Origin of the sequence: Psychrobacter namhaensis (assembly GCF_016107545.1) — a bacterium.
Taxonomy (GTDB): Bacteria; Pseudomonadota; Gammaproteobacteria; order Pseudomonadales; family Moraxellaceae; genus Psychrobacter; species Psychrobacter namhaensis.
Window position 1 is genome coordinate 1 of record NZ_JABASS010000001.1, and the last position, 22,393, is coordinate 22,393.

General features: G+C 42.7%; 18 protein-coding genes. 10 read left to right on the plus strand and 8 right to left on the minus strand.

Going from position 1 to position 22,393, the window contains the following annotated elements; all coding sequences use genetic code 11:
- Positions 1-892 (plus strand): RNA-guided endonuclease InsQ/TnpB family protein (locus JFC06_RS00005; RefSeq protein ID WP_198333494.1); only part of this gene is annotated, 892 nt, incomplete at its 5' end.
- Positions 893-982: 90 nt separating this feature from the next.
- Here the strand turns inward: JFC06_RS00005 and tusD are convergent.
- Positions 983-1,396: a sulfurtransferase complex subunit TusD gene (tusD, locus tag JFC06_RS00010; protein WP_198333495.1), complete on the minus strand. Its 414-nt coding sequence runs from the start codon at positions 1,394-1,396 to the stop codon at positions 983-985.
- Positions 1,397-1,612: 216 nt separating this feature from the next.
- Here tusD and glnE point away from each other — a divergent pair, with 216 nt between their 5' ends.
- From glnE to JFC06_RS00035, 5 genes are all read left to right on the plus strand, one after another.
- A complete protein-coding gene (gene glnE, locus JFC06_RS00015; protein ID WP_406947926.1) occupies positions 1,613-4,477 on the plus strand; it encodes a bifunctional [glutamate--ammonia ligase]-adenylyl-L-tyrosine phosphorylase/[glutamate--ammonia-ligase] adenylyltransferase in 2,865 nt (954 codons plus the stop codon).
- Positions 4,478-4,712: 235 nt separating this feature from the next.
- Entirely contained in the window at positions 4,713-5,642 is a 930-nt protein-coding gene (locus tag JFC06_RS00020; protein WP_193006625.1) for a branched-chain amino acid transaminase, read from the plus strand.
- Positions 5,643-5,748: 106 nt separating this feature from the next.
- Positions 5,749-6,585, plus strand: coding sequence for a glycosyl transferase (locus JFC06_RS00025; RefSeq protein ID WP_198333496.1), 837 nt, complete (start codon positions 5,749-5,751; stop codon positions 6,583-6,585).
- A gap of 102 nt (positions 6,586-6,687) precedes the next feature.
- Positions 6,688-7,554, plus strand: coding sequence for a glycosyltransferase (locus JFC06_RS00030; RefSeq protein WP_198333497.1), 867 nt, complete (start codon positions 6,688-6,690; stop codon positions 7,552-7,554).
- Between the two features lie 68 nt (positions 7,555-7,622).
- Entirely contained in the window at positions 7,623-8,705 is a 1,083-nt protein-coding gene (locus JFC06_RS00035) for a glycosyltransferase (RefSeq protein ID WP_198333498.1), read from the plus strand.
- A gap of 18 nt (positions 8,706-8,723) precedes the next feature.
- On the opposite strand, the gene JFC06_RS00040 is transcribed toward JFC06_RS00035, so the two are convergent.
- The 7 genes from JFC06_RS00040 to aspS all read right to left on the minus strand — a co-directional run bounded on the left by JFC06_RS00040 (position 8,724) and on the right by aspS (position 16,811).
- Positions 8,724-9,491 (minus strand): hypothetical protein, encoded by a 768-nt coding sequence (locus JFC06_RS00040; protein WP_198333499.1) that lies wholly within the window; start codon positions 9,489-9,491, stop codon positions 8,724-8,726.
- Between the two features lie 83 nt (positions 9,492-9,574).
- Complete coding sequence (locus JFC06_RS00045) at positions 9,575-10,588, minus strand: NAD-dependent epimerase (protein WP_198333500.1); 1,014 nt, start codon at positions 10,586-10,588, stop codon at positions 9,575-9,577.
- Positions 10,588-11,754, minus strand: a complete 1,167-nt coding sequence (locus JFC06_RS00050) for a nucleotide sugar dehydrogenase (protein WP_198333501.1) — start codon at positions 11,752-11,754, stop codon at positions 10,588-10,590. Before JFC06_RS00050 ends, JFC06_RS00045 begins: the two co-directional genes overlap by 1 nt.
- Before the next feature lie 251 nt (positions 11,755-12,005).
- Entirely contained in the window at positions 12,006-13,007 is a 1,002-nt protein-coding gene (locus JFC06_RS00055) for a Stealth CR1 domain-containing protein (RefSeq protein ID WP_406947927.1), read from the minus strand.
- A gap of 16 nt (positions 13,008-13,023) precedes the next feature.
- Positions 13,024-13,824 carry a glycosyltransferase gene (locus JFC06_RS00060; protein ID WP_198333503.1) on the minus strand — a complete coding sequence of 267 codons (801 nt, stop codon included), beginning with the start codon at positions 13,822-13,824 and terminating at the stop codon, positions 13,024-13,026.
- A 121-nt stretch (positions 13,825-13,945) separates the two neighbouring features.
- On the minus strand, positions 13,946-14,917 hold the full coding sequence (locus JFC06_RS00065; RefSeq protein ID WP_198333504.1) for a lysophospholipid acyltransferase family protein: 972 nt from the start codon (positions 14,915-14,917) through the stop codon (positions 13,946-13,948).
- Positions 14,918-14,984: 67 nt separating this feature from the next.
- Entirely contained in the window at positions 14,985-16,811 is a 1,827-nt protein-coding gene (aspS, locus tag JFC06_RS00070) for an aspartate--tRNA ligase (protein ID WP_193006638.1), read from the minus strand.
- 502 nt (positions 16,812-17,313) lie between these two features.
- Here aspS and sohB point away from each other — a divergent pair.
- The 4 genes from sohB (at position 17,314) to JFC06_RS00090 (ending at position 22,263) form a co-directional block, all read left to right on the plus strand.
- Positions 17,314-18,288: a protease SohB gene (gene sohB, locus JFC06_RS00075; protein WP_198333505.1), complete on the plus strand. Its 975-nt coding sequence runs from the start codon at positions 17,314-17,316 to the stop codon at positions 18,286-18,288.
- Positions 18,289-18,551: 263 nt separating this feature from the next.
- Positions 18,552-19,802: an acyl-CoA dehydrogenase family protein gene (locus JFC06_RS00080; RefSeq protein WP_226949553.1), complete on the plus strand. Its 1,251-nt coding sequence runs from the start codon at positions 18,552-18,554 to the stop codon at positions 19,800-19,802.
- A gap of 184 nt (positions 19,803-19,986) precedes the next feature.
- Complete coding sequence (locus tag JFC06_RS00085; RefSeq protein WP_198333506.1) at positions 19,987-21,279, plus strand: phosphotransferase family protein; 1,293 nt, start codon at positions 19,987-19,989, stop codon at positions 21,277-21,279.
- Between the two features lie 222 nt (positions 21,280-21,501).
- Positions 21,502-22,263, plus strand: coding sequence for a histidine phosphatase family protein (locus JFC06_RS00090; protein WP_198333507.1), 762 nt, complete (start codon positions 21,502-21,504; stop codon positions 22,261-22,263).
- Positions 22,264-22,393 lie beyond the last annotated feature (130 nt).

Sequence of the window (22,393 nt, forward strand, 5' to 3'; positions counted from 1 at the left end):
TGACTCCATTCGCTTGGTTCAGTTTGATAAATACTGCCGTGTTGAGGGCAATCGCGTCAAACTCCCGAATGGCATTGGTCTGGTGAAATTCAGAAAATCGCAAGACATCATCGGCACGATTAAAAACGTCACCATCAGCAAAAAATCAGGTCACTGGTACATCTCGTTTGGCACTGAGCGCGAACTGGCACAGACCCCTCGTCACCCTGCCACAAGCGCCATTGGCTTGGACATGGGTATCAGCAAACTACTCACCACCTCAAACGGTGAAACCATCAAACCCAAGAACAGCTTTAAAGCCAACCAACTCAAACTTGCCAAGCTGCAACGAGGGTTGGCAAAAAAAGTAACATTCAGTGAAAACTGGAAAAAGCAAAAGCATAAGATTCAAAAGCTCCACCATCATATCGCCAATATTCGCCATGACTACTTGCATAAAATCACCACCAGCATCAGCAAAAACCACGCCATGATTGCTTGTGAGGATTTAAAAGTCGCCAATATGTCGAGATCTGCAAGTGGGTCGATGGAGAACAAAGGCCGTCAGGTCAAAGCCAAGTCAGGATTAAACAGAGCTATCTTAGATCAAGGCTGGGGTATGATGGTCAATATGCTTGAGTACAAGCAGCAGTGGCAAGGCGGCTTACTTATCAAAGTAAACCCACGCTACACCAGTCAAACCTGTTCTAACTGTCAGCATATCGCCAAGGAAAATAGACAAACTCAAGCAAAATTCGAGTGCGTCAAATGTGGTCATAAAGCCAACGCTGATATTAATGCAGCTAAAAATATTTTATCGGCAGGACATGCCGTGTTGTCTGCGGAGGGAGGATGCAGTAAAGGTCGCCCGTTGAAACAGAAAACTTGCGACGGTCGTGAGAAAGTCGCCTAAAGGCTAACGCTTTTAGAATCCCCCATTTGAGCGCGGCGAAAGTGGTGGGAGTATGTCAATCAAGTGATCCGTTATTTCAGTGAGAGACTGTTAAAACTGCATTAAGTGACGACTGCCTTGCATCATCATGGCAAGCTCACTAAGTCCAACTAATGCAAAACCTCTAGCAAGATTATTGCCATCAAGTTGATGACGCGTGCTGTTATCTGTGTCGCTGACACCGCGACTGAGTGCGGTACTGACACAGACGGGCAGTGACAACTCGTACTGCTCAGCGAGATTTTGCCACTCTTTGGTTAAGTTAACTTGGTCGGCAGACTGCCAGCGTAAACAATTGGCGATATGAGCAGCATCCCCATAAAAAAACACGTTTAATGTGCTATTTTGGGTATTGTCTTTATGAGCGGTGCTTTGCAAATGAGCGCGAGCATAGCGTAATGCCAGATGGGCAAGTGGGTGACTAGGATCAGCAGTCAATAGGAGTAATGGCGTAGTAGGTGTCATAGGAGGTCTTATCAATCATCTGTGCTAAAGTTGTTTATGCTAACATAAAGCCGTTCAAAGCAAATAGGTTCACGGTTATTAAACATAGTTTTGTGTCAAATATTGACATATTCCGTACGGTTATTTGATACTGTGACTGCCTCGTAAGAAAAAACAATAAACTTATAGGCTAGGTTCACGTAGTCTTATCACTCTATATAAGGAGTTTATGTCCCTATGTTACCTGCTATGCCTTCACGTATGAACCATGGTACCGATTATCAGCCGACGGCCGAACAACTGCATGTCCTGCAGACGGCGAGTGCCTTTGCTTATCAGATTTGGGAAAGCCGGACGGTATCATGTCAAACGTTTTTACGTAGCTATCCATTAGATCAGACTCTAACGCGCCAGCAAATAGACGATTTGATTCAAGACTATACGTTGGATGAAAATTATCAACTCGCTGATGAAGCGAAGGTCATGAGCGGTCTGCGCCATCTGCGGATGCTACTGATGATGCGCTGGATTTGGCAAGACGCCTTACAGATGATAGCACTTGAGCAATTGACCGATGAGCTGTCCGAATTTGCCGATGGTTGCATCTCGTTTGCGAAAGACTATACGTATCGGCATTTGGTTAAAAAGTATGGTGAACCGACTTTTATTAATGCACAAGGTAATGTACAAATTGATGACATGGCGATCATGGCCATGGGTAAGCTTGGCGCTCAAGAGCTGAATTTATCGAGTGATATCGATCTCATTTTTGTCCATCAAGCACGCGGTGAAACCAATGGGAATAAAGACCATGGCACCCGCAGTATAGACAACAAGCGTTTTATGACAAGGCTCGGTCAAGGTATCATCAAATTGCTTGATAATAAGACGGCCGATGGCTTTGTCTTTCGAGTCGATATGCGCCTGCGTCCTTGGGGTGATGGTAGCGATTTGGCCATTCATCTTTCAGCGTTACAAAAGTATTTTGCTTTGCACGGCCGCGCCTGGGAGCGTTTTGCTTGGCTAAAAGCACGGGTAGTGGGGCAGGTAGAGCAGCCGTTCTATGATGAGTTACAAGCGCTTATCAAGCCATTTGTCTTTCGTTATTATGTGGACTACAGTGCCTTTTCAGCACTTAGAGAAATGAAGTCGCTTATCCAAAATCAGGTTGCTCAGCGAGAAGACTTGGATAACATTAAGCTTGGTGCCGGTGGTATTAGAGACATTGAGTTTATCGTACAAGCCTTTCAGTTGATCTATGGCGGTAGACATCCACAGCTACAAATTAAGTCCTGTTTGCAATCGATGCAAGTATTGTGCGAGCTTGGGTATTTAGAGCTGTCAACGTTTGAGCAACTACAAGCCGCTTATCGATTCCTGCGTCGGCTTGAGCATGCCATTCAGGCCATTAACGATCAGCAAACTCAACGCTTACCACACGATCCGCATTGGCAACATAATCTGGCTCTCACACTTGGATTTGACGATTGGGACGCATTACTAAGCAGGCTCAATCATCATCGGGACACTGTCAATGATCCATTTGAGCGTATGGTCACTGAACGTCAAGTGCCTGATCAGGAAGGTGTGGATCTTGAGCCCGAACATCTCGATGCGCAGATAGCACGGTTGAATGAAGTGCTCACCGCAGAAAACCGTGAACTGTTACAAGAGTTTTGGCAATCAAAGATGATCGCCAATTTAAGTGACGAGGCGAGAGAGCGTTTGGATGATGCGTATCCTGTGATTGTGCATGCACTATTGGCGCATCAAGAACAGCAGCAACTGGCCAATACGGCCCTGCCGCGTCTCATGGCATTGCTTGAAGCTATTTGCCGTCGTTCTATCTACTTGGTCATGATTGCAGAAAACCCCAATGCAACGATAGAGTTAATACCGATGCTATCGGCCAGTCCTTGGATTGCAAAAGAATTGGCTCAGTACCCTGTTTTGTTAGACAGTTTTTTACAGCAACGCTATCGTCATTTACCGGACAAGCTTGAGTTGCGTGATATTTTGCGCCAACAGTTATTGCGGGTAGAACCCAATGATGAAGAAGAGCTGCTTAGCGTCCTACGGTTGTTTAAGAAGAACCAAGTGCTGGCAGTTGCCGCCAGTGACGTATTAGCCGAGCGTCCGATTATGAAGGTGTCTGACTCTTTAACGTATATTGCAGCAGTTGTATTGGAAGCCGCGTTGGAGCGCGCGTTTGCCGAGATTGTCAAACGTTATGGTTATCCTATCGGTAAGGATGGTGATCCGGTGACGGAAGCTGATTGCGGCTTCGCTATCATCGGTTATGGCAAACTTGGTGGGTTAGAGCTGTCTTACGCTTCAGACTTAGATTTGGTGTTTTTACATAAAATAAAAGAGCAGGGCATGACCACTGGGGAAAAATCAGTGAGTGGAATGAAGTTTGCTGCGCGCCTGGTGCAAAAGCTGATGAATTACCTTAATACGCAAACTCGAGATGGGCGCGTGTATGAGATTGACATGCGTCTACGTCCTTCGGGTAATGCTGGCATGATGGTGGTGTCTTGTGATGCGTTTGAGACTTATCAGCTTGATAAAGCATGGTCATGGGAGCATCAAGCGCTGGTTCGTGCTCGAGCCATTTGTGGAGATCGACGTGTGACAGCACGTTTTTGTGACATTCGGCGAGACGTGCTGGCGCTGCCGCGTACGATTGAGCAAGTACGTAGTGAAATCACCAGCATGCGTATAAAAATGCAAAAACATCTAGGCACCAGTCAATGGCAACAACAAGCTGGTAAGTTTCATCTTAAGCAAGATGCAGGTGGCATTGTAGACATTGAGTTTTTGGCACAGTTTGCTGTGTTGGCGTATTCGCACGAATATCCAAGCTTGACCAAATGGAGTGACAATGTCCGTATTTTTGCAGAAGTTGCGTTACTTGGTATTTGGGACGAACAAGTCTGTCAGGACTTAACCGATGCGTATCTCAGAATCCGTGCTGCGACCCACCAGTTGGCGCTATCAGAGCAGTCATTACTGGTAGAGGAGTCGCTATGGCAGGAGACGCGGGCATTGGTACAAGCACAGTGGCAGCGTCTAATGGGTGTGGAGTCCCCTGAAGAATAATATCAAACTTGCTGATACTCAAAAAGACTCTGAAACTGTAATGCTTTATCATAATTAAAAACCCTGTGACCACCAACCAAAAGATTTCATTTGCCAACACGGCCAGTGATATAATCGGTTGAGTTTTAAGTCATAAAAATTGTCGCTGCGGTGTTATGATACGATGTTGATACCCACTGTTAAATACAACCTACCTAAAAAAGTTAGACGTCAGTGCTAACGTAAGGATTATAAAATGAATATGGCAACACAAGATGGTAAGCTTTGGATGAATGGCACGATGATTGAACAGCCAGATGCTAAAGTCCATGTGCTCACTCACAGTCTGCATTATGGCATGGCTGTGTTTGAAGGCGTGCGTGCTTACCAAACTGCCGATAAACGTACGGCGATTTTTCGCCTAAAAGAACACACCGAGCGTCTACTCGGTTCTGCAAAAATTTTTCAAATGAATGTACCCTTTGATGCAGCGACTCTAGAGCAAGCGCACAAGGATGTGGTCAAGCAAAACAACTTAGCAGAAGCCTATATCCGACCGCTGATTTGGGTGGGTGCAGAAAAACTGGGTCTGTCTTCACGTGATAACAGCATCAATGCGATGGTCGCTGCTTGGCATTGGGGCGCTTATCTTGGTGACGAAGGTATCAAAAACGGTATCCGAGTAAAAACCTCATCGTATACGCATCACATGCCAAACGTCACGATGTGTAAGGCGAAAGCATCTAGTAACTACCCTGTGTCTATCATGGCAAACCAAGAAGTCACTCGTAGTGGCTATGATGAAGCGATCTTAATGGATCCACAAGGCTTTGTTTGTCAGGGTGCTGGCGAGAACTTATTTTTAGTGAAAAACGGTGAGCTACACACCCCAGATTTGTCTGGCGGCGCTTTAGACGGCATCACTCGTCGTACTATCCTTCAGTTCGCAGCTGATTTGGGTATCAATGTTATCGAACGCCGTATCACTCGTGATGAGTTTTATTTAGCAGATGAAATCTTTATGACCGGTACTGCTGCTGAAGTCACGCCTATCCGTGAGTATGATGATCGTATAATCGGTAATGGTGGTCGTGGGCCGTTGACTGAAAAATTGCAAACCCTCTACTTTGATGTGGTGCATGGTCGCAATGAGAAATATATGGACTGGTTAAGCTTTATTGACTAACCAAGCCATTACTTTCAAGGCTAAAAAGGCTGAACATAATTGTTCAGTCTTTTTTTTATGCTAATATAGCCATCATATTTATTCACACGATTAAAGTGAGCAGCCAATGCTAATAGATTCTAGTGCAGCAGATAATAAAAACGTCAAACAAATTATTTGTATTAAATGGGGGACAAAGTATGGTGCGGATTATGCCAATAAGTTATACGGCATGGTTTCTCGTAACATCACGCCACCGTTTCGGTTTGTCTGTTTTACAGATGATACGACCGATGTACGCCCAGAAATCGAATGCCAAGAGTTGCCACCGCTAGATGTCACTATGCCGACCAATACGTTGGGTAAATGGCCAAAGTCGCGTTTATGGGGTGAGAAGCTAGGTGATTTGACAGGCACAGTGCTGTTTGTAGATTTGGATGTCATCATAGTAGACAGCCTCGATCCTTTCTTTGAGTATGGGGAACCAGATGACGTTATTTTGTCCTATAACCCGAGTAACCCCTTAGAGCGCTTAGGGCAGACTTCTTGCTTTAGATTTCAGGTAGGATCGCTTGTTTCATTACAAGAGACATTCAAAGCCGATCCGCAAGGTATCGCTGATGAGTATCGATTTGAGCAGCGCTTTGTCACTCGGAATGCCCCAGGCGGTGTTAAGCTGTTTCCAAAGGCATGGGTAGCACATTTTAGACGTAAATGCCGTCAGCCATTCCCGCTGAACTATATCAAGGAACCAAAGATTCCTAAGGGTGCCCGTATCGTTATCTTCCCTGGCGACTTATACCCTACGCATGCTATTGAAGGTAGATACAACAAAAATGCGGCTAACAACGCCAAAGATCACCTAAAAAGACTCACTGAACCCAAAAATTTAAAGAGACCACTACGTCATTTGCGTCATTTTATCTTACCAGTAGGGTGGATAGAAAAATATTGGAAAGAGTAAGCTCAATGCTATATTTGAGTACTTTCACGTTAAAAAATCAGTATTAAAGCTTTATGTCATAGATATGAGACTTGGAGCATTCATCAGTCAACGGATATAATTATGAAAACAAATGATACTATTAGAGTTTTTGTCGGTTGTGACCCAAATAACTGTGATCTAGAGCAGATGATGGTATTAGATTATAGTATTCATAAACATACCAGTGTACCAGTTGAAATAGTATGGATGCAATTATCGCGTGATCCTAATAGCTATTGGTATTCTAATCCTGAGACTGGTGAAGGATGGAATACTACTAATTGGGACACACCATTCTCAGGGTTTCGCTGGGCGATTCCAGAATATTGTAATTATTCTGGACGTGCTATTTATATGGATACAGATGTCGTTATTTTAGATGATTTGTTAAAATTGTGGAATCATCCAATTGATGGGAAGTCTATAGTAGCGGCTAAGAAAGTTTCTAAAAAGACTCGTATGTGTACCTGTGTATGGGATTGCAGTCGTGCTAAAAATAGTCTTCCTTCAGTTGAGAAAATCATGGAGGACGCTGATAGTCATAAAAGAATAATGGAAATGATAAAAAAGAACCCACGACTTTTAGCACCCTTCAATGACAGCTATAATTGTATTGATGGAGAGAGTTTACCGATAGAAGATATTAAAGTTTTACATTATTCTGATATGGGTACGCAGTTTAGTCACAAGTACTCATTGAAACGGCTTGAAGCAGAAGGTTCAACGCATTGGTTCGATGGAGAGGTTTTACCACACCCTAGACAAGATTTAGTTGAATTATTTGATAACTATTATAATGAAGCTTTGACTAATGGCTATCAACTAGAGAATTATCGAATAGATCCTTTTGGTACCTTTCCAAAAAAAACTCAAAAAGGCTATGTTGGTAATCAAGTTACCCGTCCAACGTCTTCTAAATCTCTGTTTGCAAGGCTGTTCAAGCGCTAATAGTTTCTATAATACAGTTGTAATTTTTTCTAAAGAATGTGCAATAATTTATTTATAGGTCGTGTTATATGAATCAGCATAAAAAAATAGCGTTACTCGTTATTAATTGCTTACAAGGTGGCGGTGCCGAACGTGTTGTACTTACGCTAGGACAGGGATTCCATGAATTAGGTTATGAAGTACATGTTTTAAGATTCAAACCTCTGATTGAGTACGATCTAAATTCAAATCTAAATTACCATATACTTAAATTCAAACCTTATAAGCTAATACCAGGTTCACAACGTCGCGATAAAATTTTTGCTCATGCAGTAGATAAGTATATTTTAAAAGAAATAGGCAGCCCTGATATCATATTATCTAATCTTGATCGGGCTGATAGTATTATGAGCAACAGTGAGATGCCTAATATTATGTATGTCATTCATACTACATTGTCGTTAAGCCATCAAGCTAACCAAACCAGCGAGTCTCATAAATTAAAGCAAAAGTTGATTAATAGGTATTCTAAACACCCTTGTATATGTGTGAGTAAAGGCGTTCAGGAGGATCTCATAAATTATCTTGGTGATATCACTCCTATAACAACTATCAATAACCCTATAGATAAAGTTGCCATTGAGAAAATGGCTGAAGCATTTGTTCCTGACTATCAAAATTATATTGTGCATATTGGTAGTTTCAAAGAAGCAAAGCGGCACGATATTTTATTAAAAGCATATGCTCAAACAGATATGTCTCTACAGTTACTGATTTTAGGGAAGGGTAAGCTCAAACGTGAAATAGAGGCATTAATTATTGAGCTCGGTCTAGAAGGTAAAGCGATATTGGTGGGTTTTCATGACAATGCCTTCCCTTATGTGAAAAATGCAAGTTTTGAAATATTGACATCCAATAGAGAGGGGTTCCCTTTAGTTATTGCAGAAGCCTTAGCCATTGGGATTCCAGTCATCAGTACTGACTGTCAGTCTGGTCCTGGCGAAATGTTACCTGCAAAAAACTTGATGTTGACAGATGATATTCATTCAATTAAAGAAAAGTTGAGTCAAGCGATGAAAGATCCAAATCAATTTAAATCTGATTTTGATGATAGTCTTCTTCCGATAAAAGTAGCCAAAAAATATCTTGAGTTTATGGACAGTCACAAATAAGAGAAAGATTATTAAACTCTATTCGTCCCACCATTTAGACCAATCGTCTTTATGTAATGATCTGAGGGCATTGAAAGCGGTATTATGATGTTGTATCTTTTCAAATACGGTTAGTAATATAGTAGTGGCCAATCTATCAGTTTTATAGAATGTTTTATAACGTTTACGCATATTTCTTAAGCTATCATCTCCGCCGACACGGAAGTAGGTAAGACCATCGTACAAGGGTAAGTCGCTAGCATAAAGTAGTTCGATTTTTTCAGCCAATAATGATGTATGTTCGGTATTAATAGGTAGCTGCAGAAAGTTTTTGGTTTCATAGGTTCTTAAGGTATTCATTAGAGTAATGACATTCATTAGAATAGCAGCTCTAAGAGTATTATTTGAGTGGTCAATAAAAGTATCGCAGGCTGAGACTATCCAGCGCAACGAAAGATGCTTTAACAAATAGTCGCTCTCTGCTTCCCATAATCTCTCAAATTCAGAAAATGTTTTATCTATTTTATATTTACGACGCATCAATATAAGAAGTGTATTGTGATAAAAGCAGAGCTCAGATTCCCCTAGTGATTGGTATTTCAAATTATTCAAATGATTTTCTAAATCTTTGCTTTTGCGCTCATCTGTTAGTGCCTCAATATCACACATTGACTCAGTAATAATTGTTGCTTTCATCTCATCAAAGCTTTTACCATCATAATTTTTGATAATTTTACCCGCATTCAATCTTTTTTCGCTTCGGAATACTAACAGCAATTTTCTTTGCCAATTTGAAGATGTAGTCATATGTTTAGAATCCTTTGAGCAAATATAGCGATATTAAAGATCAAACGCTTGAATTATAGGAGTTGGAGATTTTTTGTTCTTATTTAAACTGAATAATATTCTCTATACCAATCCACAAATCTCTCAATACCCTCTTCGATACTGGTTTCAGGCTTAAAGCCAGTATCATCTATCAATTCATCTATATCTGCATAAGTAATCGGCACGTCGCCTGCTTGCATCGGTAGTAGGTTTTCCTGAGCTTTTTTACCACACGCGTCTTCGATGGCAGTGATAAAGCGGCGCAACGTGACGGGCTGGTTATTGCCAATATTGTAAATCTTATAGGGGGCAGACGCTGTAGTAATAGTAGAATTTTGGGGTAAGGGAGGTTTGTCTATTATTCTAACGATACCTTTAACGATATCATCAATATAGGTAAAATCACGCTGCATCTCACCATTATTAAATACATTGATGGGCTCTCCAGCTAAAATCTTTTTGGTAAAAGAAAAATATGCCATATCAGGTCGGCCGTAAGGACCGTAAACAGTAAAAAATCGCAATCCTGTCGTCGGGATATTATACAAATGACTATAGCTGTGGGCCATAAGCTCATTGGATTTTTTGGTGGCCGCATATAGGCTGATAGGAAAATCAACACAATCAGCAGTGGTAAATGGCTGTTTAATATTCATGCCATAGACAGAGCTAGAGCTGGCATAGATCAAGTGCTTGATATCGTGGTGACGACAGCCCTCTAATACGTTAACAAAGCCAACCACGTTCGAGTCAATATAGGCATTTGGATTTTCGATAGAGTAGCGTACGCCTGCTTGAGCACCCAAATTAATCACGGTATCAAATTGATAGGTGGAGAAGAGATTGGACATTGCTGTGCGATCAGCAAGGTCTAATTTCATGAAAGTAAAATTTTCTGGTGCTGATATCTTACTTAATATCTGTAAACGCTCTTCTTTTAGACCAACATCGTAATAGTCGTTGATATTATCAATACCAACGATATGATAGTCTTTATTGGGTGAGTTGGTGTCTAACAGTGCTTTGATCAAGTGAAAGCCTATAAAGCCTGCAGCGCCAGTGACTAAAATTTCCATCAGTCGCTCCCAAAGAGATCTCGAGTAAACACTTTGTCGGCCACATCTTTTATATCATCAGATAGGCGGTTTGCGACAATGACATCACTCATTGATTTAAACGTCTCTATGTCTTGAATAACTCGTGAGTTAAAGAAGTCATCTTCTTTTAGCACAGGTTCATACACCACAACTTCGATACCTTTGGCCTTAATGCGCTTCATAATCCCTTGTATGGCAGAGGCTCTAAAGTTGTCTGAGCCACTTTTCATGACCAGTCGATGTATACCCACAATTTTTGGCTGCCTTTCGATAATTTTATCAGCAATAAAGTCTTTGCGTGTTCTATTAGAATCGACAATAGCTCTGATAAGGTTGCTTGGCACCTCATCATAATTTGCCAATAATTGCTTGGTGTCTTTAGGAAGGCAATATCCGCCATAACCAAATGACGGATTGTTATAATGATTGCCAATACGTGGATCCAAACCAATGCCTTCTATAATCTGTTTGGTGTCGAGACCAAACATCTGAGCATAAGTGTCAAGCTCATTAAAATAAGCCACGCGCATGGCTAAATAAGTATTGGAAAACAATTTAATCGCTTCAGCTTCAGTTGGGCGCACAAATAATAAGGGCACGTCTTTTTTAACTGCGCCTTCAAGCAACAAGTTGGCAAATACTTCAGCACGTTCAGACTGTTCACCAACGATGATTCGGGAGGGGTAAAGGTTGTCATGCAGGGCTTTGCCTTCTCGTAAAAACTCAGGCGAAAACATAATACGATCAGTCGCATACCGTTCTCTGACCGTGACCGTGTATCCGACAGGAACAGTAGACTTTATAACAATAGTCGCCTGTTGGTTCACCAACAGCACTTGTTCAATCACCGATTCTACCGTTGACGTGTTGAAATAGTTGGTCTTGGTATCATAATCAGTTGGCGTTGCTATGATGATAAAATCGGCATCTTGATAGGCTGCGGCAGCATCAAGCGTTGCAGAAAAATTGAGGTTTTTATGCGATAAAAACTCGTCAATATCTTCATCTTCAATAGGAGATTGCTTCGCATTTAACAACGCTATTTTTTCAGGGAGGACATCGACAGCGACGACTTCATTGTGCTGTGCCAACAACACTGCATTTGATAAGCCTACGTAGCCTGTCCCTACTACTGCTATTTTCATAATGAATCCACATGATTTTTAAGTTTACGCTATGAATGATTTAATCCAGTACTAAATATAGTCAATTCTAAATAAAACAGAGACATCATATTCTAACGTGGAACTGGTATAAATTTTTCTGGCGTGCTGTGCCTGCGCAGACAGAGGCTGCAAAAAATTCATCCAGTCCCACTGTATCGCTTTTATACTGAACTCATTATAGTTCTAAGATCAACACAAGCTGAGGCTAAAGCCAAAGCGGCAATTTAGGGTCATTCACTGCTGTTTTTTACTACTGAGCGTGGCAAATAAGCTGAGAACTTATGAGTCATGGCTTGGCTGACTTTTTTCTGTAGGTCTGGCTCAAGAAGGTCTAAGCTTTGAATACAGCCGTATTTAACAGTTTCATTCTCCAAAGTAACTATAAAATCTTCTACGCTACTTTTGTTTTTTAAATAGTTGACAGGTATATTTGGCTTTAGTTCTGCCTCGTCTTTTTTGATTTTTAGATGGTTCATCAAGGTGACAGGGTTTACTTGGGCGACGTTTCTAAATTTATATTTAATCTGTTCTATCAAAAAGTCAGGATTACTGAGTAAATGGTTTTTTAAAATATTTTTATCGATAATATGGGGGTAATGATGTATCTCAAAAAATCGATCCATACCCAGCACTTTCGCACTTAACATCTGCGCTACGGTGTGGCTTGGCTGTACTGGTGTCCCAAATAATTTAAAGCGAGATTTGCGAACATTGAGCTTGGCATTCAAAGCAGCATTTTTGCGCCAATGCCCATGAATGATAAGCTTTTCATTGTCCAAAAAATCATTGATCGTCACTGGTTGATTAAAAAAGAAATCATCGTTCATATAGATAAAGTGGTCAGACAGTCCTTCGATATTCCATATCATTGTCTCGATCGATCGGGTATTAAACGTCGGTAAGTACTGCTCATACCCAGAAAATATGTCTTTATGATCGATGATGCGTATTTTATCGGCTGAACAAATATTTTTCTTAGCAAATTCATCGATGAAGGCTGGCCGTTGTTGGTCCGTGACAACATAGATATGACGGCAAAAAGGCACGTATTTGATGATAGACGCAATATTATAATAGATCTCATCGTCACTAGCGAAACGTGTGGCCATTACTGCCTCTGAAGCCACTGATTTTCCCGATTTATAAGCTTCTCTTTTTTGTTTAAGGCGAGGGTCGTCGCCATCTACCCAGGCAATGACCACGTCTAGTGCTTTTCCGTCAGGTTGTTTCATGATATTTCCCATGTGCTTACTGCCAGTGCTCTTTTAGCCATGGGCTTGGTTTCACATGACGGTACCATTTGCCGCCGCCACCTTTGATAGCATCTGGTGGATTGATCTCACCATGAAAAATAACGATTTTTGCGCCGTCTGGTAGGGTCGGTGTTCGTACAAAGTTAAATGGGATGGGTGCGATGCATTGATATTTAAAACTCACGCACCATGTCTTGTCCCAATACTCCAGATGGTGGTGTTCACGCAAATAGTTTGACAGGTAGGCTTGTTCGTGGCGAACTTGCTGGCGAATGGTATCAAAGTTACGCTCAAAATTTGCTAACAAATCAGGGTAGGTATTCATACCGATGTTAAAGCGATACACAGAGCTGTTACCAATCATCCGCCAAGGCTTTTTCCAGTCACGGATAATCACCACACTGTCTTCATGGGCAGCTTTATAAGTAAAAAAAGCATCGATATTATCGACAATCACAATATCAATATCTAAAAATAACGCCACTCCTTTTAGGTCGTAAAGCTCAGGCTTAAAGGTGGTCAGCTTTTTCCAGCCACGTTCAGGGCCGGCGGGTAGATCCATTTCAGGAATAGGATAACAGGCAATAGCAGGGTCAATGCCAGTACTGTCATCAGTGAGGCAGACCATTTGAAAATCTAAAGTCAGATGGCGGCTGACCATGTTATACAAGCGATTGACGTACTCAGGACCATATTTATCGCCCCATTTCATACAAATAATATAACGCTGTTCAGCGGCATTTGCGTTGGCTGGCGTTGGGTTTAGAGGTTGGGTCTTAGTTACGTCAGATGTCATAATGCACTCATATTGAGGTAAGTGAATGATCAATGTTAAAAATGGTATGAGGTAAAATTCAGCCAATATTAGCACATTGTTTCTAATGCTACGTTTAAATAGTTAAACGATAGTACGGTTATTATTTATGATTATCGAGCTTAGCGTTATCATTAACGTCATTATCAGTACGTTCAAAATCTGTAGAGTAGTGAGCTTGAATAAAGGCTTTTAAAGCTGCTTTATCCGCATTATAAGGATTGCCTAAATTTGGGATACGTTTAAAACGACGATAGCCCCACATATAATGGCTATATTTATCTTCGATCATACGCTGCATGGCCAAATTAAGCGCATGAGCCGCTGTTTTTGCATCGCGATCATAAAGTGCTGGATCGTCAAGCTTATAGCAATAAATATCGAAACCGCGCCCGTCCTCACGGCGAATACAAGACAGACCGACCAGTGCACATTTGGTCTTACTGGCCAGTTTGGAGGCGAGGGTGCTGGTTAAGGTGTTAACACCAAAAAAAGGCACAATCACACCACCTGAAGGATCAGGAACATGATCAGGTAGCACAATACTAAAACCACCCTGCTTAAGGGTTTTAAACACCGCTTTCACCCCACTACCATCAGTAGGTACTAGTGTCGCATTCAGACGCGCACGCCCCTGAAGGATAAACTCATTCGCGTATTTGCCGTCAACTGGCTTATACATAATGGTTGGTGAGCCAAACTGATTGAGCCACGCGTTCATCATCTCCCACGTACCAAGATGCGGTACGATGGCGAGCATGCCGTTGGGATTGGCAAGGCCTTCTAATAAAATATCTTGATGATGGACGTCACGGATCTGATTGATGCTCCATTCAGGCGGCATCGCCCAGCTTTTGATAGACTCAATGCTAGTCAAGCATTGATGGTAGACAATATCTTTGGTTAACGATTTTTTCTGAAGATCAGATAAGGCGGGAGCAATCAGCGCCATATTAATACGAATGGTACGCCTAATACTTAAGTTGGGTAGTTTGACAATCACCCAAGCAGCAAAACGTGCCAGTATCTGCAACACAGACAATGGCACGATTTTGAAAATATGGTACGGATTCATAACCACTCGCATGGCAATGAATCACATAACAAGCTGTGTAGATAGCAACTAAGCATCATCAAGCGTTTTATTGAGCAGATTTGTTGGTATCAGCTTGTGCTTTTTCACGCACACGAATGCCAAGATCACGTAACTGCTTACTATCGACTTCAGCAGGTGCCTGAGTTAGTGGGCACTCAGCAGTTTTGGTTTTCGGGAATGCAATGACGTCACGAATAGAGTCCGCGCCTACCATGAGCATAATCAGGCGATCTAAACCAAAGGCCAAGCCACCATGCGGCGGTGCACCAAATTTTAGGGCATCAAGTAAGAAACCAAATTTATCTTCAGCTTCTTGCTCGCCGATACCTAGCGCATCAAGTACGGCTTGCTGCATATCATAGGTATTGATACGTAAGCTACCACCGCCAATCTCAGTACCGTTTAACACCATATCATAAGCGATAGATAGGGCAGATTCTGGGTTGTTTTTTAGCTCTTCAACTGAACCTTTAGGCTTAGTGAACGGATGATGCATGGACGTCCAACGACCATCGTCAGTCTGCTCAAACATTGGGAAGTCTGTTACCCAAAGCGGCGCCCACTCACAGGTAATCATTTCCAAGTCTAGACCGATTTTTTGGCGTAGTGCACCGATCGCATCGTTCACAACGCTGGCTTTATCAGCACCAAAGAAGATAATATCGCCATCTTCTGCAGCAGTACGCTCGATCAGGCTGACCAGTACATCGTCAGTCATGTTTTTGATAATTGGAGACTGTAGGCCAGATTCTTGATCCACACCGTTGTTGATCAAGCTTGCGTCATTGACTTTAATATAAGCCAAACCGCGTGCGCCATAGATACCCACAAACTTAGTATAAGCATCGATTTGCTTACGGCTTAATGAGGCGCCACCAGGGATACGTAGGGCTGCCACGCGACCTTTAGGATCGTTCGCAGGACCGGCAAATACTTTGAAGTCCACGTCTTTCATCAAGTCGGCAACGTCAACCAGTTTTAGTGGGATACGCAAATCAGGCTTGTCTGACGCATAGTCACGCATCGCTTCAGCATAAGTCATACGCGGGAACTGCTCAAACTCAACATCCATCATAGTCTTAAATAAATGCTTAATAAGACCTTCGTTGATGTTCATGATTTCTTCTTCGTTCAAGAAAGACGTCTCGATATCGACCTGAGTAAATTCAGGCTGACGGTCGGCACGTAAGTCTTCATCACGGAAGCATTTAGCGATTTGATAATAACGGTCAAAACCTGACACCATAAGCAACTGCTTAAACAGCTGTGGTGATTGCGGTAACGCAAAAAAGTTACCAGGGCGGGTACGTGATGGCACAAGATAGTCACGCGCACCTTCTGGCGTTGCACGAGTCAAAATAGGGGTCTCAACGTCCAAGAAGCCATGATCGTCTAAGTAACGACGAATCGCTGAGGTTGCTTTGGCACGGAACACCATACGCTCTTGCATTTGGGGACGGCGCATATCGAGGTAGCGATATTTGAGGCGCAAGTCTTCTGATACCGAGGTTTTTTCGTCATTCAATGGGAATGGCGGTGTCTCAGATTTGGCCAATACTTCAATTTCTTTGCCCAATAGCTCAATTTGGCCGCTGGTCATGTTATTGTTTTCAGTACCTTCATAACGGCGGCGTACGCGACCAGTTATCTTTAGTACGTATTCAGGACGTACGGCGTCAGCAGTGGCGAACGCTTCTGGTGTATCAGGATCGACAACTACCTGCAAGATACCTGCGCGGTCACGCATGTCTAAGAAAATCACTCCACCGTGATCGCGACGACGATGTACCCAGCCTACGATACTAATGGTTTGTTCAAGTAAGCTTTCGGTTACGGCTCCGCAATATTCGTCTCGGTATTCGCTATGCGTCATAATATAATTATCCAGTTATCAGCCCAATTCGAAGTACAATAATGCAGCCATTGCTGTGGGTTTCAAGCTTTTTGCAAAAAAAACACACAAACAACGCGATTAAGACATAGGGTCATCACGTTGGCTGCAGAAAATTTGATATAAACGCATATTATGCCTAATCTCCCTTTGTTATACAACCAGCGGATTTTAATCCAAGCGCAGTCATGCTCAAGTATCAGCTGTATTGATTTAACAGTGCTGAGAGGTCATTTACCATACCAATGATACATAGCTGCTGAAATAAAGGTCAGTTGCGTGCTGTGTCTACGCTGACAGAGGCTGTGCAACATTTATTTCAGCCGCTCATCAAGATTGACGTGTCCATTTTATTTTTTACCGACTATATATTGAGTTAAATGTGGTCAGTATGCTTGAAAATACTGTCAAGCGTGCTCATATCAACCGCACGCTAATAAAAACAGCCATATTGATATATCTACTGACTTGAGGACTTGTAATTATGCTATTTCATCCGCCCAAAAATCCTGTTGAACTAAAGGTTCTTCATCTTAATGAAGTGCAAAAGCAGCGCCGTGAAGATTTAATGGAAGCGACCCAAGGCAAAGCTGCCCTCAAACAATTTAAAAAAGTAATGGCCAAAAAAGCCAAGAAAGCGCTAAAAAGCAAAAATAAAAAGAAAGATGCTGATAATAAATCACAAGTATTCGTTTTAGATTTTGATGGTGATATCAAAGCGACTGCGGTCAAGCATTTACGTGAAGAAATCAGCACGCTTATTAGCACAGCAAATAAAGGCGATGAAGTCATCGTGCGCCTAGAATCAGGGGGCGGTTTGGTGCATGGTTATGGATTAGCAGCGGCGCAATTGGCCCGTCTAAAAGACGCTGATCTCAAACTCACGGTATGCGTGGATAAGGTGGCGGCAAGCGGTGGTTATATGATGGCGTGTGTCGCAGACAATATCATTGCCGCACCTTTCGCCATTATCGGCTCAATCGGTGTGGTATCACAACTGCCTAACTTTCATAAGTGGCTTAAAAACCATGACGTAGATTATGAGATGTTTACCGCGGGTGACTATAAGCGTACGGTGACAGTGTTTGGCGAAAACGATGCAGAAGATCGTGCTAAGTACCAAGAGGAGCTTGAGCAGACGCACGAGTTGTTTAAACACTTTGTCAATACGTATCGTCCAGCATTAGAGGTCGCTAAAGTAGCCACTGGTGAGCACTGGTATGGCGAAGATGCGCTAAAGCTTAACTTGATTGACAGCTTGCAAACCTCCGACAGTTATATTTTAGAGCGCATGGAAAACAGCGACGTGTATGCCCTACATTCACGCCAAAAGCCGACGCTAGCAGAGAAGCTCGGACTTGCGCAAGCAGCAGAGGCGACCCTTAGCATGGCAGTGGATAAACTGCCAGATGCGTTAGCACGTTTTGACTTAAACAGCCGCTTAAATATTTTAAAATAATGTTAAATAACATCATGATGTCTGATAGCTAATATTTTAGTGGTTAGATGAACTTCTGTACATTGTTTGTATTTTGTAAAAGGCGTGTCCTAACTGGTCGCGCCTTTTTGCTGTTTATTCATAATCGCTGTGTTATAAATGTAGCGTATAGAAGACAGTATACGTACGTACACTATATGCTTCTTATATCCAAAAAATTTATTGAAACGTGATGCAGATACTCCATAAGGAAAAGGAAGTCCCCTATGTCTAACAATACATTGATGTTTACGGCAACAGAGCATGGTCAAGCCATGCATGCAAAAGTCAAAGCGTTTATCGAGACGCATATTGAACCAATCGAAGCGCAGTTTTGGCATGATTGTCATGAGCAAAACCCTGATGGTAATTGGCGCAACTGGCAGTGGCCAGAAAAGTACGAGAGTTTGCGCAAACAAGCACGCGAAGCTGGCTTATGGAACCTGTTTTTGCCTGATGATACATTAGGCGCTGGACTTTCAGTGACTGATTATGCCCCTATTGCGGAGTTGACCGGTCGCAGTTTATTAGCGCCTTATGTGTTTAACTGCAATGCCCCTGATAGCGGTAATATGGAGCTTTTGTGGCGCTATGGCTCAAAAGAGCAGCAAGACAAGTGGCTCACCCCAATTTTAGAAGGTAAGACACGCTCTGTGTTTTGTATGACAGAGCCGGATGTGGCCTCAAGTGACGCGACCAATATGCAAGCGACTGCCGTGGTTGAGGGGGATGAGATCGTCATCAACGGCAGTAAGTGGTGGTCATCTGGCCTAGGCGATCCTGCTGTTGATGTTTTGATTGTTATGGCCTATACCCCTGATGAAAATAAAGACCGCCATCATCAGCATTCGATGGTACTGGTACCAGCAAAAACAGCCGGTGTAAACATCGAGCGTATGCTCAAAGTATTTGGTGATTATGACGCGCCGCACGGTCATGGCGAAGTCAGCTTTGACAATGTACGTGTGCCAGTCAGCCACTTTATCGGTGGGCCGGGTATGGGGTTTGAGATTGCGCAAGGTCGCCTAGGGCCAGGACGTATACATCATTGCATGCGTTGTATTGGTGCGGCCGAAAAATCGCTAGAGCTGGCCGTTAAACGCGGTATGGAGCGTACGGCTTTCGGAAAGCCGTTATTACAATTGGGCGGTAACTTTGAGCGCATCAGCGATGCTCGTATCAAGATTGATCAAGCACGTCTGCTTACCTTGTATGCGGCACAAAAAATGGATGCGCAAGGCACAAAAGCGGCACTCACTGAAATCTCTGCCATTAAAGTCGTTGCACCAACCGTGTTGCAAGAAGTGGTGGATATGGCGATACAGATTCATGGTGGTATGGGCGTGTGTCAAGACACCATGTTGCCAAACTTCTTTGCGCAAGCACGAGCGCTCCGCTTGGCCGATGGTCCTGATGAGGTGCATAAAACCATGATTGCTAAGTTAGAATTAAAGCGTCAAGGTTTTAGCCGCTCGTCGAAATCTGAAAAGTCTTAATTTCAATGATTACTACCTTCGATGACTGGTTGTGAGGATCATTCATAATGTCACCGCTTAAGTATTATCGGAGTTGAGAGACAAATAAGGCCAATGAAGCATTCACTATTAATGATCCAGTAGTGAATTTTTCATCCCTAAACGACGTTAGAAAAATAAATGACCACATGATAAGGAATGTCTTATGGCAACTGACACTCATGCCAAAAACACTGGCACCAAAGGCACTCAGGCCAATAATAAAGTACTGGATAAAGGCGGTGCCGTTCGTGAGGGCGAAGAGCTGGATGCCAAAGCTGTCAGTGAATGGCTGCGCAATCAAAATGTTGAGGTAATAGGGGAGCCGATCGTCACTCAGTTTTCAGGGGGCGCATCAAACTGGACGTATCGTTTGCAGTATGAGGGTGACAATAAAGATCAAGATTTAATATTACGTCGACCACCAAAAGGCACCAAAGCCAAATCTGCCCATGACATGGTACGCGAATATACGGTTCAAAACGCACTAAAAGATGCTTATCCTTATGTGCCTAAGATGGTTGCATTATGTACTGATGAAGACGTGATCGGTGCTGATTTTTATGTTATGGAGCGGATGGAAGGTATCATCCCTCGTGCCAATTTACCAAAGGGGATCGATCTGGATCCTGAACAAACTCGCGTGCTTTGCACCAATGTTATTGATGCTTTGGTTGAATTGCATCAAGTGGATTATAAGGCACATCCTGATTTAGTAAATCTTGGACGCGGTGAGGGTTACTGCGAGCGTCAGGTTAGTGGCTGGGATAAGCGGTATGTCAAAGCGAAAACGCCTAACGTTCCAAGTTTTGCTTTGGTCAGACAGTGGCTTGGTAAGCACACCCCAGCTGATAGCAAAACTTGCCTCATTCATAATGATTGGCGCTTTGACAATGTGATCTTAGATGCTGATGATCCGACTAAAGTCATCGGGGTCCTTGATTGGGAGATGGCAACACTAGGTGATCCTTTGATGGATTTGGGCAGTGCATTGGCTTACTGGATTGAAGCAGATGACAATATTGTCATGCAGCAGTCGCGTCGCCAGCCCACCCATTTAGACGGTATGATGACTCGTGATGAAGTAGTAGCTTATTATCTTGAGCAAACAGGATTAGAGATAGACAACTGGACCTTTTATGAAGTGTTTGGTCTGTTTCGTTTAGCAGGTATCGTTCAGCAAATTTATTATCGTTACTACAATAAACAAACACGCAATCCAACGTTTAAGAATTTTTGGATCATTGTGCATGTACTCCATGCTAAATGTCTTAAGTTAATTGCTCAGTATGAGGGCGAGGCATTATTTACCAGCCATGTACAGCCGCACTTACAAGACATGGGGGTAGATGCGGCTACAATTGGGCAGTTACCGAGTCCTGTGCAAGCGGTTATTAAAGGCATTTTGCCAAAAAGCTATTTTTTGCCCACTTCTTATAAATCTGAAGAGCCTGAGTAACCAGTATCTAGGGCGACCCTTAATTTAATCGTTAGTCATCTTGGTGGTCTAAAAGTGGCTAAATTTTGCTAAACAGCCCCAAACAGCTGGATAATGTCTTGATGTTATCTGCGCTGTTTTTCTTGTTTGACGGTAATTTATTTCATTTTTACCACCACTGTTAAAAAGAGGACACGCCTAGAAAACCACGCTTGATAAAATACAATAAAAAGGTACTATTTTATGACAACCATACTGTTGGCGCGTCATGGCCAAGCGTCCTTTGGCCAAGAAAACTACGATCAACTCTCAGAGCTCGGTGGTATTCAAGCGCAGCTGCTTGGTCAGCATTACGCCACCACACAGCGCCGTATTGATGCTATTTTTACGGGTAGCTTGGTTCGACAGCGAGATTCTGCTCAGCATTTCTGGGAGCGTTATCAATCATCTATCACCTCTGAACACAGTAATGGCGCGCTGGCGTCTGTCATCGATGTAAATGAGCCCAACAGTTATACACTGCCAGAGTTTGATGAATTCAATCATAAAGACGTGTTTATCAAATCTGACCCTGTCTTTAATAGTCGAGCCGCGATCGCGGCTGAAATTGCTAAGTCAGATGTTCCAGACACACGGTTAGCTGAGCTATTTGATCAAGCGATGCAGCGCTGGCATAGTGGTGACAATGATCAGGATTATGTTGAGAGCTGGCCACAGTTTAGCCAGCGGGCGCAACAAGCACTGGAACAAGTACGTCAAAGAGTGGCAAGCTTAAACTTAGGTCGTGATAGTACGGTGTTGGTTTTTACCTCAGGTGGTGTGATCGCTGCTATTACCGCACAGTTATTAAAACAAGGCAGTCAAACCGCTTATCAATTGAATAAAAGTCTGGTCAATACTGGTGTCACGTCTGTCACGTTAAAGAACCAAAGTGCTCGTTTAATGTCTTTAAATGAATACAGTCATTTATTTTCTGAAGGCAAGCGTTTTGTAACGTGGCGATAAACGGATCAATGGGGGTAGTGACACAATAGAAAAGAAGTAGTGGTGACCCTAAACACGCAAGCGCTGTTGATGTATTTAGAGTCAGCCAGCAAGTTTTTTAGGGTGCTTTTATGACTAAACTAATATGACT

What these genes read in the sequence shown, in the direction of transcription:
- tusD (WP_198333495.1), bottom strand. Translation starts at nt 1,396, where the DNA reads ATGACACCTACTACGCCATTACTCCTATTGACTGCTGATCCTAGTCAC.
- glnE (WP_406947926.1), top strand. Translation starts at nt 1,613, where the DNA reads ATGTTACCTGCTATGCCTTCACGTATGAACCATGGTACCGATTATCAG.
- JFC06_RS00020 (WP_193006625.1), top strand. Translation starts at nt 4,713, where the DNA reads ATGAATATGGCAACACAAGATGGTAAGCTTTGGATGAATGGCACGATG.
- JFC06_RS00025 (WP_198333496.1), top strand. Translation starts at nt 5,749, where the DNA reads ATGCTAATAGATTCTAGTGCAGCAGATAATAAAAACGTCAAACAAATT.
- JFC06_RS00030 (WP_198333497.1), top strand. Translation starts at nt 6,688, where the DNA reads ATGAAAACAAATGATACTATTAGAGTTTTTGTCGGTTGTGACCCAAAT.
- JFC06_RS00035 (WP_198333498.1), top strand. Translation starts at nt 7,623, where the DNA reads ATGAATCAGCATAAAAAAATAGCGTTACTCGTTATTAATTGCTTACAA.
- JFC06_RS00040 (WP_198333499.1), bottom strand. Translation starts at nt 9,491, where the DNA reads ATGACTACATCTTCAAATTGGCAAAGAAAATTGCTGTTAGTATTCCGA.
- JFC06_RS00045 (WP_198333500.1), bottom strand. Translation starts at nt 10,588, where the DNA reads ATGGAAATTTTAGTCACTGGCGCTGCAGGCTTTATAGGCTTTCACTTG.
- JFC06_RS00050 (WP_198333501.1), bottom strand. Translation starts at nt 11,754, where the DNA reads ATGAAAATAGCAGTAGTAGGGACAGGCTACGTAGGCTTATCAAATGCA.
- JFC06_RS00055 (WP_406947927.1), bottom strand. Translation starts at nt 13,007, where the DNA reads ATGAAACAACCTGACGGAAAAGCACTAGACGTGGTCATTGCCTGGGTA.
- JFC06_RS00060 (WP_198333503.1), bottom strand. Translation starts at nt 13,824, where the DNA reads ATGACATCTGACGTAACTAAGACCCAACCTCTAAACCCAACGCCAGCC.
- JFC06_RS00065 (WP_198333504.1), bottom strand. Translation starts at nt 14,917, where the DNA reads ATGAATCCGTACCATATTTTCAAAATCGTGCCATTGTCTGTGTTGCAG.
- aspS (WP_193006638.1), bottom strand. Translation starts at nt 16,811, where the DNA reads ATGACGCATAGCGAATACCGAGACGAATATTGCGGAGCCGTAACCGAA.
- sohB (WP_198333505.1), top strand. Translation starts at nt 17,314, where the DNA reads ATGCTATTTCATCCGCCCAAAAATCCTGTTGAACTAAAGGTTCTTCAT.
- JFC06_RS00080 (WP_226949553.1), top strand. Translation starts at nt 18,552, where the DNA reads ATGTTTACGGCAACAGAGCATGGTCAAGCCATGCATGCAAAAGTCAAA.
- JFC06_RS00085 (WP_198333506.1), top strand. Translation starts at nt 19,987, where the DNA reads ATGGCAACTGACACTCATGCCAAAAACACTGGCACCAAAGGCACTCAG.
- JFC06_RS00090 (WP_198333507.1), top strand. Translation starts at nt 21,502, where the DNA reads ATGACAACCATACTGTTGGCGCGTCATGGCCAAGCGTCCTTTGGCCAA.